Annotated in this window: 8 protein-coding genes and 5 pseudogenes; 3 read left to right on the forward strand and 10 right to left on the reverse strand. The window is 57.6% G+C overall.

Translation table 11 applies throughout. The features are described from left to right. Positions 1 to 101: 101 nt before the first annotated feature. The 5 genes from NKJ11_RS29800 to NKJ11_RS29820 all read right to left on the reverse strand — a co-directional run bounded on the left by NKJ11_RS29800 (position 102) and on the right by NKJ11_RS29820 (position 4,988). A complete protein-coding gene (locus tag NKJ11_RS29800; protein WP_352794858.1) occupies positions 102 to 338 on the reverse strand; it encodes a hypothetical protein in 237 nt (78 codons plus the stop codon). Between the two features lie 70 nt (positions 339 to 408). Beyond that, on the reverse strand, positions 409 to 1,224 hold the full coding sequence (locus NKJ11_RS29805; RefSeq protein ID WP_352794859.1) for a hypothetical protein: 816 nt from the start codon (positions 1,222 to 1,224) through the stop codon (positions 409 to 411). Continuing rightward, positions 1,190 to 2,386, reverse strand: coding sequence for a hypothetical protein (locus tag NKJ11_RS29810; RefSeq protein WP_352794860.1), 1,197 nt, complete (start codon positions 2,384 to 2,386; stop codon positions 1,190 to 1,192). The genes NKJ11_RS29805 and NKJ11_RS29810 overlap by 35 nt, the downstream gene beginning before the upstream one ends. A gap of 31 nt (positions 2,387 to 2,417) precedes the next feature. Continuing rightward, positions 2,418 to 3,488, reverse strand: coding sequence for an NAD-dependent epimerase/dehydratase family protein (locus NKJ11_RS29815; protein WP_352794861.1), 1,071 nt, complete (start codon positions 3,486 to 3,488; stop codon positions 2,418 to 2,420). A gap of 18 nt (positions 3,489 to 3,506) precedes the next feature. Next, positions 3,507 to 4,988: a UbiA family prenyltransferase gene (locus NKJ11_RS29820; RefSeq protein WP_352794862.1), complete on the reverse strand. Its 1,482-nt coding sequence runs from the start codon at positions 4,986 to 4,988 to the stop codon at positions 3,507 to 3,509. A 302-nt stretch (positions 4,989 to 5,290) separates the two neighbouring features. On the opposite strand from NKJ11_RS29820, the pseudogene NKJ11_RS29825 reads away from it, so the two are divergent. Both NKJ11_RS29825 and NKJ11_RS29830 read left to right on the forward strand, forming a co-directional pair. Then, positions 5,291 to 5,589: pseudogene (locus tag NKJ11_RS29825) on the forward strand (transposase); the annotation flags it as partial. A 268-nt stretch (positions 5,590 to 5,857) separates the two neighbouring features. Further along, positions 5,858 to 6,250: pseudogene (locus NKJ11_RS29830) on the forward strand (CopG family transcriptional regulator). 177 nt (positions 6,251 to 6,427) lie between these two features. Here NKJ11_RS29830 and NKJ11_RS29835 read toward each other — a convergent pair. Then, positions 6,428 to 6,964 carry a phosphoenolpyruvate hydrolase family protein gene (locus NKJ11_RS29835; protein WP_352794863.1) on the reverse strand — a complete coding sequence of 179 codons (537 nt, stop codon included), beginning with the start codon at positions 6,962 to 6,964 and terminating at the stop codon, positions 6,428 to 6,430. 189 nt (positions 6,965 to 7,153) lie between these two features. Here NKJ11_RS29835 and NKJ11_RS29840 point away from each other — a divergent pair, with 189 nt between their 5' ends. Next, a complete protein-coding gene (locus NKJ11_RS29840; protein WP_352794864.1) occupies positions 7,154 to 8,221 on the forward strand; it encodes an NAD(P)-dependent oxidoreductase in 1,068 nt (355 codons plus the stop codon). Between the two features lie 29 nt (positions 8,222 to 8,250). On the opposite strand, the pseudogene NKJ11_RS29845 reads toward NKJ11_RS29840, so the two are convergent. The 4 genes and pseudogenes from NKJ11_RS29845 to NKJ11_RS29860 form a co-directional block, all read right to left on the reverse strand. Then, positions 8,251 to 9,516 (reverse strand): annotated as a pseudogene (locus NKJ11_RS29845) (IS5 family transposase); the annotation flags it as partial. 394 nt (positions 9,517 to 9,910) lie between these two features. Next, a pseudogene (locus tag NKJ11_RS33890) lies at positions 9,911 to 10,204 on the reverse strand (transposase); the annotation flags it as partial. Between the two features lie 287 nt (positions 10,205 to 10,491). Beyond that, positions 10,492 to 11,652 carry an IS110 family RNA-guided transposase gene (locus NKJ11_RS29855; protein WP_352794865.1) on the reverse strand — a complete coding sequence of 387 codons (1,161 nt, stop codon included), beginning with the start codon at positions 11,650 to 11,652 and terminating at the stop codon, positions 10,492 to 10,494. Positions 11,653 to 11,726: 74 nt separating this feature from the next. Next, positions 11,727 to 12,467, reverse strand: a pseudogene (locus NKJ11_RS29860) (IS91 family transposase); the annotation flags it as partial. Positions 12,468 to 12,588: the final 121 nt, after the last annotated feature.

Raw genomic sequence — 12,588 nt, forward strand, 5'->3', positions numbered from 1 at the left:
CGCCTGGCAGAAACTCCTCGCAGCTTCCGAGACCATCACATCAATCGGGATGCGCCAATGGGCCCATGTCGGTCAAACCCCATGAGTCTTGGTATAAGACCTTATGTCTTTCTGGTTGCCGGCTGCGAGGTGGTTCGCGGAGCTACGCTGAATGCTTCCGGGACCTCCATCACCGACGACCCCGCCGCGCTCGCCAGGTCGACCAACGCGCGCTTCTCGGTGTAACTCCACAGCCTTCGTTGCCGCACGCGCCGCCCGCACACCGTTGCAAGATCTTCGGCCGCCGCGGCGCCGCTTAACTCGGCGACCAGATCGCTCCTTGCATGTTCCAATGTCATCGCTCGAAAACTCCATGTTCATCGGCCTATTGCAAGGTGCCTGGGCGCATCGCTTATCTTTGAAGGCGTATTATCGATAAATCCGCCACTTGCCTTTTTTCTCGGACACGAGCTTGTATACTGAACTGTTGTTCAGCGCCGGTTTATCCCATAAGCCATCTCTCACCGTAACCACAAGAGTCTTACAAAGATACCTTTCTTTCATAACTCTAAGATGACCTTCGGAAGCCTCACCTCTGAACGCATCGACGAAGAGATTGTAGACTTCTGATGCTTGATTTGGCGTAAGTTGAGCTGCATAGGAGCGCAACAACCCGAGCGTCGTTGCGCAATTTCGCCTTTGCGACAATGTTGCCCAGGAAATATTCCCTGGTCGATACGTCACGTTTGCAAGATCGAGCGGATTGTTGGCGACCGCTTCATTCGATGGCGTTACTTGTCGAACAGCTTTCCACATTTCAGGAGATGCGCTGAAAGCTGTGCCCTCTAATGTTTCAGGTCCTTGAACTCGAAATTGGAAGTCGGACAGGTATACAAATCGAGCACCAGCCAAAATTGAGGGCGCCAGTAATACGATTGCGGCTATAGTCGTTAGACACCCGGTTAATGTGCTTTTGCCAATTTGCGAAGAGAACACGGTGGCTGTAACGGCCATCATAGCTAGCAATGATGGAATTATTATACGCCATCCCAAATCATTATATAAAATTACGCTATGCATAAACTGCGCGCAAAATAGTGGCGCTAGAGCAGTAACAAGTATCGCCCGATCGATCTGGCGGTAGGGAGCTACCTCGTCGATTGGCGTCGATAAGGTCCAAATAATAAAAGACGCATACATAATGCTGAAGTCAAGTATAAGCAAGACAAACCAGACACCATGCACGTCGAAAAACCACTCCATTTCGACAAATATGGGAAAATATCCAAAATTCCGCGGCTTTTCTGGCATATAATATGGCTACCTGCTCGTAGACCAACACTCCGGCACAGAGTACGGCTATGGCAACAGTGACTAAAACTAATATGAGAACTTGCAGCAGCCGTTTGGCCCTTACAACATCCGAAAGCGACAGCACCCCCACCATGGGTAATATCAAAAGCAGTGAGAAGCCGCCTGCCCACATGGAGCTGCCATAAGCAGAAGCCAGCATCGCCCCCGTAAATACTGCCAAGCTGAGATCGCGGTTGGCGTTGCAATGCAGAATTCGTATGTATGTCATGATGACAATCAAGGCCAGCGTTCCGGAAAATACGTGGTGGGGTGCCCATGCGACCTGAACAATCCATGTCTCGAGGCCGTATTCCTGTACCATCCAAGTGTCGAGCCACTTTCCGGAGACGAATCGCACGATTGGCTTAAGGGAACTGGCAAGCAAGAGGGGGAGTACCCACCAAGCGGCATTTGAGCTTCTGCTTCGTGCCACTGCCAGCCACGTTACGACAAACGTCGAGAACAACGCCGTCAAGCCGGTAAGAGCAATGTCGGCCTCCCAGCCGCTTGCGCCTGTGATGACGGATGAACACGCGGCGATGAAGTGCCAGACGTAGTAGTAAATAAGTCTGCTGGGAGTACCTACTTGGGAATAGTATGGATTGCCGGGAGGCAACCCATTTTGAGCTATTTCATTTATGATAGCTATTTTTGCATGGTCCCAGATCGGGTCACCGACGCCGGCGCTTTCCGCATAATGCTGCGGAATGATCGCGAAGGTTGGCAAAAGGCAGAGGAGAAATGCAACAGCTAACCAGGAAAAGCCAGGATTGGTCGGCGAGCGCAAGAGCGGGTCGACGGAGCCTTTCGATAGCCAGAGCGTGACAGCGAACAACGCAAGGACGGTCAGAATAAGATTGATCGCGGTTAAAGATAACAGATGAAAAATGGAAACACCTGCAGCGCCGAATATTCCAAGTCCAATTGCCGGAGATATAAGTAATCGCATCCGGAGATTGCTGTCAAAAAACTTCGAAACGGGCAACCCGATGGCATATCCTATGGCACTTGAAACGACACCGCTGGAAATAACGGAAGAAGGTTGTACTAACATTTACGACTCCGAATTCTTCGGCACGCCTCAGTTAAAAGGCCTGACCGTTCTTCAGGCACCAGTCGACGGAAAGTCGCATGCCGTCGCGCAAGGCGATTTTGGGCGCGTAACCGAGTACTTTTCTGGCTTTGGTGATGTCGCAGGCAATTGTCTTGTTCATTTCGGACAGCACATGGATTTTCTGGTGATAGATGCCGGCGTACTGGAGAGTCGCATCAACTATCGTTGCGACGTCGCCGACGATGTCCGGAAGATGGAACTTGTTGGGCTTGACCGTCATGCCGAAATCTTCGTGCAGGACCATGCCGGCGACCTCGACAATTTCTTTCATGGTGTATGGCGTCTCGTCTGCAAGCCAGAATATCTCTCCTCCCGCCCGCTCGTGAACTGCGGCAAGAAGGATGCCTTGCGCCAGGTTGTCAGTGTAGCCCATCGAGCGGCGATTCCGCCCCGATCCAACGATTGGAAACTTGCCGTCCTTGACCGTCTTAAAAAAGAGCGTTTGCCGTGGCGGCTGGTTGGGACCGTAAAACCAGGGCGCGCGAACGATCACGACTTCCATCGGGCTGCCAGCAGCAATTTCCGCACGCAGTGCCTTTTCCATCAGCATCTTGGAGCGGCCGTATCCCACATAGGGATTATAGGGGCTTTCCTCCGTGAATCTGTGGTCCGGGTGCGGATTGCAGCCGATCGGCGAATTCGATGACATGACGACCGCGCGCCTCACACCTGCCTTTTGCGCTGCCGTAACCAGATTGATCGTGCCCTGTGTGTTGACCGCTTCAAATTGGGCAACCGTTTTGGGATGAATGATGCCGGCCATGTGGATCAATACGGCGCCCTCGGCACCAGCCACAAATGCGCGGACAGATTCCATGTTCCGGATATCGCCTGTCACGATTTCCAGGCCCTGGTCGCGCAGCTGCGATACCTCTTCTCCCGCAGGAACGAACGCCCTTACCCGGAAGACGCCGCGTGCGAGAAGTCCTGCTTCCGGCAAACCCGTCGTCAGTGCCGCCGCTACGCGCCCGCCCAACCAGCCGGCAGCTCCAGTCAGGAGTACAAGGGGCGCATTCAGGGTTACTAGGTTCGTCTCTTGCATATTGGCAACCGCTTTGTTTTACACAGCCAGCGCAAACGCCAATGAGATGATGGCGCCAATCAACAAGCTGGTCTTGTCCTTAAGCGCAAAGACAATAGGATCGTCGTGCAAATCCATGCGATGACTCAGGAGCCATATCCTTTGTAGCCACATGAACACGCCCGCCGGTGCAACATAGAGCCATGCTGGATTGTGATATTCTTGCGTGGCTCTGGCTTCGAGCGCGATGAAAAGCAGCATGATGACGATCGAAGCCGAGGCGGAAGCAAGGCCATAGCCCAAGGTGAGCGGCCAATCGTCAGGCAAGTATCCGCGACCTTGGATGGCGCCCTTCCCCTTTGAGCACGCGCGCATTGCTTCCACATGACGCTTTGCCAGAGACAGCGAGAAGAAGAACATGGCTGAAAAGGACAAAAGCCAAGGCGAAAATGCCAGATCATTCAGCACCTGACCCATGACAATCCTCAGTGTGAACAACGCTCCGATGACCGTCACATCGAGTAACGCGTAACGCTTCAAGCGGAATGAATAGGCCAGCGTCAGCACCAGATAGACTGTGACAGCCAGTGCGAATTGAGGGTGCAAAAGTAGGGCCACCCCAATGCCCGCACCCAGCATAAAGATGCTCGCCAGAAAGCCATTTATAACGCTTATTCTACCTGCAGCAATCGCCCGGAAGCGCTTGGTCGCATGCGCCCTGTCCGCCTCCACATCAGCCAGATCGTTGATGATATAGGTTGCCGAGGCAATCAGGCCGAAAGCAACAAAGGCGACCATTGTCCTCAGCACTGCATGCAAATCGCCCGCAATATGGCCGAGAAACAGGGGAACGAAAATCAGTACATTTTTTGACCACTGGTGTACCCGGAGTTCAAACAGCCAGTCCTTCACCGGATTAGTTTTTTCAGGACTGATGGTCCTGACCTCAACGCCAGCTTCACGGAGCTGGCTTGCGTATTTCACTCCGTTGCCAACCAGAACCGCTCCGGAAGCCGCCTCCCAGATCGGCAGGTCGGCGGCACTGTCGCCCGCATAGATAAATCCCTCCGGGAAGCTATCCTGAAGCCATTTCAACTTGTTGCGGCTCTTCAGGTTCAATGACCCATCACTTCCCTTCGCGCCGGCGAAGCCGCCAAGGTGACAAATGATACTATCCGCTATGCTCTGATCCGCTGCCGTAACGAGATAAATTTCACGCCCGTCAGCTTTCGCGCCACGCATCAATTCCAACATCTCTGCACGATAGGGAAGCGCCCGCGGCTCAATCGAACAAACGTTTGCCAGCGTTTCCTTCAACGCCGCGCGGCCCTTGAACCAACTTGGAAAGGTGCGAAGCAAGTGCTGTGGCGAATGAAAGAAGGCTTCAAAGAAGCTCTCGTGGAAAGTATCTGATCTTATCAGAGTGCCATCCAAGTCACAAACCAGGGGCAACTGACGGTCAAAGCCGTCCAGATCAAGCATCATCATCTCATTCCCCAAATCAGGTTCGTTCAGCTTCATCGCTGCGCCTTCATCAAAGACGAAAACATTATCCGCGCCGAAGGTCCGATACGGGCAAAGTCCAGATCACTACCGCGTTTGATGTGCTGGGCCGTCAGCCACGCATGCCAATAGGTCGGCAGCTCCAGCGGCGTCGCGAAAAAGGAGCATCAAAAGTCGTGCCAACTGTGCACAAAGAGCTCCAGAAGAGATTTTCTGCGTGCTGTTCAATGACATGCATGAGATTGGGACAGAAATTCTGCCCAATTGGACTGTGTCGCGGACTGGGCAAAATCGACAAAGGTGTCGTTAGTTGGCCTTCCCATTACACCGTGAAGCATTCCAGCCACGAATATGTTCGCGACACGATCCACGTCAATTCGGTGAAGGGTTTCAATTCCCGCGTCCGGCGCACGATGGCCGGCTTCTTTCACCATATCAGCCCGCAACACGCCGACCTGTATTTCCATGAAATCGGCTTCCGCTGGTCTCAGCGCGTCGCGTCTGGAAGCGCCGTTCGCAAAACTCGGCACGGCAGGGAAATCGTGCAAACTCTCTGGTGCCGCCAGCGCTGCAACTGCCGACTGTCCTTCGCGCTGCCACGGGACGTCAGCTTCGCTAAAGCCCCGATGGCGGCATCACCATCAAGTCAGCTGTAGCTGTCTTTGGTTGATAAAGGCCGTGTCGGCAGAGGACAAATCGACACCAACCGACGACGGCATCGAAAGTGTGGAAACACCCAGGCAGAAGACGCCAACGAGAATGACGATGCGGCTGCTACTCGCACGCTTGCGCGCCACATGCATCAGGTCGCGCGGCAGATATCCATGGACCCAGACGACGGGATGGAACTGTGAGACCAGTCGGTACGGTCGGACAAGAAACAACGACTGTCGGGTATCTCAAGCCGGACCTGAAGTGGCGGCTTTTGGACTTTGCAGATTGGTGAGAGCAATCAGCTTCGCTCATCGCAGAGGCCGCCATTGCATCTTTCCTCTCCCCTGACACGGATGAAAAAGAGGCGGGCCATCGTCAAACGCCTGGATCGGATCGACCGTTGCCTTCAGCGGCCGGAGCGAGATCTGGAAATCACGAGCGAAACTCGCGCGTTGTTCATTCGGTTCTGGTCGAATTCGACAGTTCCATTAACAGAGACAGCGCAGGCGGCCGCTCGAGTTAAGGGCGGAGAGCGCTATAACCAGTTTATTGAGGCTCTCGGCCGCCGCCTGTCCCAAGGGCCGAAGCTTCAGCACGAGGTATCTGAAGAGCTTGCTGAGAAGTAAGCAAATGCTGGGGAATGAAGTGGCGATTTCTCCATCCGCCGTTCAATCGAGATGTTGGCAAGAGGCTCTTCGTTTGATCGTAGAGCTTCTTCATATATCGTAGAGTTTCTTCACATGATGCGGAATTCGTTCGGACTTGTCCAATGGGTCATGCCGACCACCAGGATGAACACCTGTTCAAGGCCCGCCAACGGCGTCAGGAAGTCGAAACAGCCCCAGTGTCGTCTCATGAGCAAGCTCGGAGAGCTCGGCAAGCATGGCGTCGCTCGTATGCCGTACCGCGATCAGTCCGCTCACGCCGATGGTGACGGCTTCTTGCGCCATCCCACAACTGTCGACCACAGCGAGCGCACCGAACCCCTTTGCGACCGCCGTACGCAGTAGATTGATTTCGGTCGTCACCCCGTATCCGAAGTCCTCGAGGCTGACGCGCATTTCGCCGTCGATTGCGGTCACGCTCGGGAAGTTGACGACGCCGGGGCATCTGGCCGTCCCAAGAGCCTTCAGAATGTCCACATGGCGGCGGAATGGATCGAGAGCAAGCACGCCCGCGAACATCCGGCTCCGGTGTGGAATTCCGTTCCGGAGCTCCGCCAGAAGACGCCCGTTTGTGTCGTGAATCGGAAGGAGCACGAGGCTGTCATAGGCGCTGCCCCGCAGTCCTTCGCAGGAAGGGCAATAGAGCGTGACGGACTGAGGCTGCTCGTCGGACATAGCTGTCAAGTCCGTCACGATCCGCATTGGTGGAAAAGTGGAAGGAGAGTGCATTTTTCACCCGTGGAAAGATTTGCCAAATTCTACCCAAAACATCGCTGCGCCAATTGATTTCCTGCAAGCCCGACGACTAAGTTCTTCTTCGGTGAGGGACGGCCGGTGAGGCAACGCCTAGGAGGAATATACCGAATGGCCGCGGGCAATTTGAACATTATCATTCTTGCCGATCACCCGCCCAGATCGGAGTGGATCAAACGAGGCGCCGCGCTGTTGGAGACCAAAGGGATCATAACCGCGATAGTGCTAAGCAGTCCATCATGGCGAGACGAACTGCGTTCGGCCCTACCTAGTGCCGATCTACTTCTGGTAGCTCCCTGGACCATGCCGGACATCTTCATGGATGACGCGTTGCTGGACAGCGCGCCTCGCTTAAAGGCAATCGCGGGAACCTTCGACAACCGCTTTACCAGTTTCGTTTCGATCGACGCTCTCACCGAACGCGGGATCATCTTGATCGACACCTCGCGCTCGATAACGCCCAGCGTCGCGGAATTTGCACTGACTCAAACTCTCAACCTATTGCGCGACGTTCCGACGGCGATTGCACTCATGCGAGCGGGTGGCTGGAAGGGATCTTCATGGGACTCGTTTGGGTACGTCTATGGCGATCTCGCTGGCAAAAGGATCGGGCTCGCTGGCTACGGCAGCATTAACAGGCACTATCACCACCTAATTAGCGGTTTCGGCTGCCCGACGGCTGTCTACGATCCAATGCTCGACAAGTCCAACGGGGAACGGCTGGGATTGACAAATACGGATTCGCTTGAGGATCTCGCAGCCGCCTCGGAGATCTTGGTCGTAGGCATTCCACCCCTCAAGTCGTCGCTACATGCGATCGGCAAGAAAGTCTTTGACGCCCTGCCCATCGGTGGCCTCTTCATTCTGGTGAGCCGCATGGCCGTGGTTGACGAGCCGGCGCTGTGGGAGGCGGTTGACACCCGCCGCCTTAAGGCCGCGATCGATGTCTTCAGCACCGAACCGGTGCCCCCGGACGCACCATTTCGCTTCCATCCCAACGTGCTGACAACGCCACATATCGCTGGAGAGGCGTTCTACTGCCACGAGCGCTGCTTCTACGATGCATGCATTGACAGCCTTGCCGCGATCGAGGGACAGCCGCGACGCTTCGAAGCCGCGCGAATCGATGCGACCATGTATATGGGGGTGGACGGCTTGGGGCGTACCAAGCCACTGTGACCGCGGTCTGGCTATTAGTTCGCCCCGACGGCGGCGGCCAGGATGGCGTTGACGGCGTCGCCCTGCTGGCCGGCGAGGTAGTTGCGGCCCATCCGGTGCTCGGCCTTGATGTGGCCGATCACGGGCTCGATGGCGGAGCGGCGGCGCATCTGGCGCTTGATGGCCGGGGTGACGCGGCGTTTCTGGCCGGCGGTGAAGACCCTGAACTTGTGGCTTTCCGGTGCGTTGTGGCCGCGATAACCGGCATCGGCAAGGATGCGGCCGATCTCGTTGCCGATGGTCTTTTCCATGGCGGGGATGACGCTTGTGAGTGTGTGGCCGTCATAGGGATTGCCGGGCAGCGCTTTTGCATGCAGGGCGAACTGGCCACCCTTCGAGCGCTTCAGCGTAGTGGCCACCGACACCTTCACCCCGAACTCGTAAGGGGCATGGGCCTTGCCCTTGCCGATGCATTCTACCTCTGGCGCATGCAGGCTCCAGATCTTGCGGCCGCGCTGGCGCTGACGATACTCGATAAGGGTGGAGGCCTGGTAGAGCGGCCATTTGAAGAGCGCGTCCAGTTCCGCATCGCCGGCGATCTGGCGGGAGATGTCGCGAACGGTCCGGCCGAGATAGGTCTTGAGCCTGCGCAGCGCCTTGTTGGCCCGCTTGAACTGCTTGGCGTGGGCGTAGCGCTGGTGCTTGATCAGCGCCAGCTTGCCGACCCGCACATAGGTCTGGCGCAAATTAAGACCCGTTTTCCTGGCAAGCCGCACCAGCCGTTCGCGTGCCCGCTGGATGAGCTTGGCGTCGGTCGGGAACATGACGTTCTTCGGCTGCACGGTGGTGTCGACGATCACCTGGCGCGTGTCGGCCGGCTTCATCGCCCCGGTCCTGACCGCAATGCTGAGGCTTTCCTGCAAGAGCGCTACGATCCGCTCCTCGCCCATGCGGCTGCGCCAGCGCGTCATCGACGAGCGGTCGAACGGCAGCGCATGGCAACGGCAGCGCATGGCAGAAGAACACCTCGCCGCAAAGATACTGGAAGTAGGGGTTCTCCACCCAGCGCTCGCACAGCACCTCGTCCGACAGGTTGAAAGTGTGTTTCAGGATCGCCAGCCCCGCCATCAGCCGGGTCGGCAAGGGGGGTATGCCAGGGCCGTCCGAATAGACCGCGCCGAAACGCTCCTCCAGCACCGGCCAATCGATCGCCTGCGCCAGCCGAACAGCTCGTGCTTCATGTTGATGATCTGATCGAGCCGGGAGCGGAACAGGTCCTGCTCTCCCGTCTCGCGCTTCTCGCGTGGCCTGGACACCGCCATCCCCTCTCGATTCGCCCCGCCAAAACGAGTGAATCTGGAGGGTTCTGTGTGGTCGCGGGCGCGATGGTACGGGCTCGCACGGGTCGCGACTACATTGAAGCCTGATTGAACTGAGCCGCGGGATGGCGGGCGGAGTTATGGGGATTTAGGGCTCGACAGTGTGTCCGAGGCGCCGGAGCGGGCTCGTCGATCGCTCTTGGCGGTCGCCCGTCGTCGCGATGCAGGACCATCTGCGACGCGAGAGACGGCGCCATTGGGTCGTTGACGCTGAGGTGCAGCGTTGCTGGCGACAGCCAGGCTGCGACTTTGACTAGCGGCGCGCAAAGGCCCTTCGGCGACTGTAGCAGACGCCGGGATGGACGGTGCGAGCGTGTCGGTGCGCAGCGTGTCATGAGGTGTCTGGCCAGGTCGGGGCCTTGCGCGGGATCGGGCCGAGCGAGGCCATGGCGCCGCCGCAGCCCGGACAGATGTCCAGGGAGCGCCCTGTGAGACAGCGGTAACGCGGGCGATAGTCGGCGGTCGGGTCCGGCGTCAGCGGCGTGGGCGCCGCCAGAAGAAGACGGCACTGGGCGAGCTTGGCGACGCGGTGGCCGTTGGCGAGGAGGCCGTAATGGCGGATGCGATGGAATCCGTCTGGAAGAGCGTGCAGCAGGAAGCGCCGGATGAACTTATATGGGGATAGTCAAGGGGATCGGTCAGTATGGCTGCATTTCGACCTCCTGATACAATTTTTGCAGATCCGGTATGAGCTCAGCTTCATGACGCGGTTCGCGAACGAACCCGATCCAACTTATATACGGTTAGCGGCCGAAGCGGCTAGACCAACATCCCGCGTGCGGCGGATTTGAGCTCAAGGCAGCGACACCATTCTCGTCGGACGGCTTGAGAGCCATATTCATCCTCGGTTCGCCTCCCGGATCTACCAGGACACTTGTCCTTCGGTAGATTATTTACAGTGATGTAATTGGGTCATGCCGACATCACTGCGCCTTCGATGACAACCCCGGCATTGATGTACTTCCAAAGGGCGACAAACAGCTTGCGGGCGAGAGCGACAATCGTCGATTTTTTGTAGCGCCCTTCGTTCTTCGTTACCCTCGCCTTGAACCAGCGGCTAAGCTCTGAATCTGGCTGATGGCGCACCCAAAGCCACGCCAGTTGGACAAGCGTCGTTCGCAGTCGAGGGTTGCCCGCCTTGGATACGCCTTGATCGCGATCAACCTGACCGCTCTGCCATGGCGTCGGTGCGAGACCAGCATACGCGGCCACCTGCCGTCGGTTATCGAACTGTCGTGATAGCCCTTCGGACCATAAAATGGCGCCGAACTCCGGGCCAACACCTCGGAGGTTAAGTAACAACGCTGGGGCAGGTGACGATGCCGACGCGGCGGCAAGCATAAGGTCGCGCTCAGCCTCGACCTGTTTGATTTGCTCAATCAGCAGTTCGATGCGATCGAGTTCACGGCTGATTTGGGCTTTCAGCGCCGCTGGCAGCGGTCGACCATCCCCGGTCGCAAGGTCGTCCAAGCGCTTCCGCCGGTCGCGCCGCAACGGTTCGTATCCCGAGATACCTTGACCGAACAACAGGCCCTTCACCCTGTTGACGTGGCGGATACGCTCGTTTGTCAGCGCTTTACGCTCACGCACCAAGCGGCGGCGGTCTTCTTCTTCCGCGGTTGGGACCCGAAGCATTGCACAAACCCGCGGCTCGCCGCGTTTGTAAGCCAACAGTGCTCGGACCAGGGCCTCACCGTCGATCTTGTCAGTCTTCGCCCGCCGGCGGCGGCGAGACGTAGCAATCGACGCGGGATCGACGACATAACTCTCGACCCCTTCACGTTCGAGGATTCTGTGAATCCAGAACCCATCGAGACCAGCCTCCTGAACTGATACCATCCGAAAGCTTCGACCGGTGCGCGCCTTGGCTTTGCGCTGCAGCTCAGCGAAACGCGCCAACAATGCCGGAACATCGCTGCCCGCCACGATATGCTTCGACATCTTCTCGCCCGCCCCGGGCGAAAGTGACGTGATTAGCCATTTCGATCTCGAGAGTTCCAACGACACGAAGATTGCGGCAAGATCGACTCGAATAGCGGCTGGAGCTTCTTTACGGCTGGCTGCAACTGGCATTGCGGACCTCCTGAGGGTTGGTGGGCGACATCACACTCTGCCGAAGCGGTGGTCGCTATTCACTCCCATGGGATCTCGTCGGCGCTTAAGGTCATGAGCTTGTGCTTGGACTTGTCGTGGTGGCGATAGTCCTTCCAGCGGAAGCTGACCTTTCCCTGGTCCAGGCTCACGAGGCGGCTGTTGGCGATGGCGACGCGATGGGTGTAGCGGCCCAGATAGGCGAGGACCTGTTCGGGACCGCCGAACGGGGGCTTGGCGTAGACGACCCATTCGATCCGCTTCAGTCCAGCCAGTTGGGCGCAGAAAGTGGCAGGGTCGGCCAGGCTGGCGAGATTGCTGAAGAAGCGAAGCTGGCCGGCGTCGAAGGCGTCCTGCAGGCGCTCCAGGAATAGCCGCCTGAACAGGCGCGACAGAACCCGCACGGGCAGGAAAAATCCCGGCCGGCAGGCGATCCATCGCTGGTCCCCGGCCTTCGCCGTGGCAGGCTCGAGCGACAGGCCGCCGCCCGGCACGACGCAGTGGACATGCGGATGATGGTGGAGATTTTGACCCCAAGTATGAAGCACGGCGACCATGCCGATCTCGGCGCCCAGATGTCTGGGATCGGCCGCCGCCACCCTCAAGGCTTCGGATGCGGCCTTGAACAGGATCGCATAGACCGCCGCCTTGTTCTGGAAGGCGATCTCAGCGATCTGGGCCGGGACGGTGAAGACCACGTGGAAGTATGGGACCGGCAGCAGCTCCGCCTGCCGCTCGGCCAGCCACTGGGCGCGGGCTAGGCCCTGGCACTTAGGGCAGTGGCGGTTGCGGCAGGTAATGGGCGACGCCCATTACCTGCCTTATGGGCAGATCCAGTAATGGGGAGTTGGCGTGCCGGCAACGGCATTTTTCGGTGAATTGTTGCGCTTTTTGTCTCCATAACCGCGCGGTCCTGCG

This window comes from Mesorhizobium sp. M0243, assembly GCF_040321775.1.
Classification (GTDB): Bacteria; Pseudomonadota; Alphaproteobacteria; order Rhizobiales; family Rhizobiaceae; genus Mesorhizobium.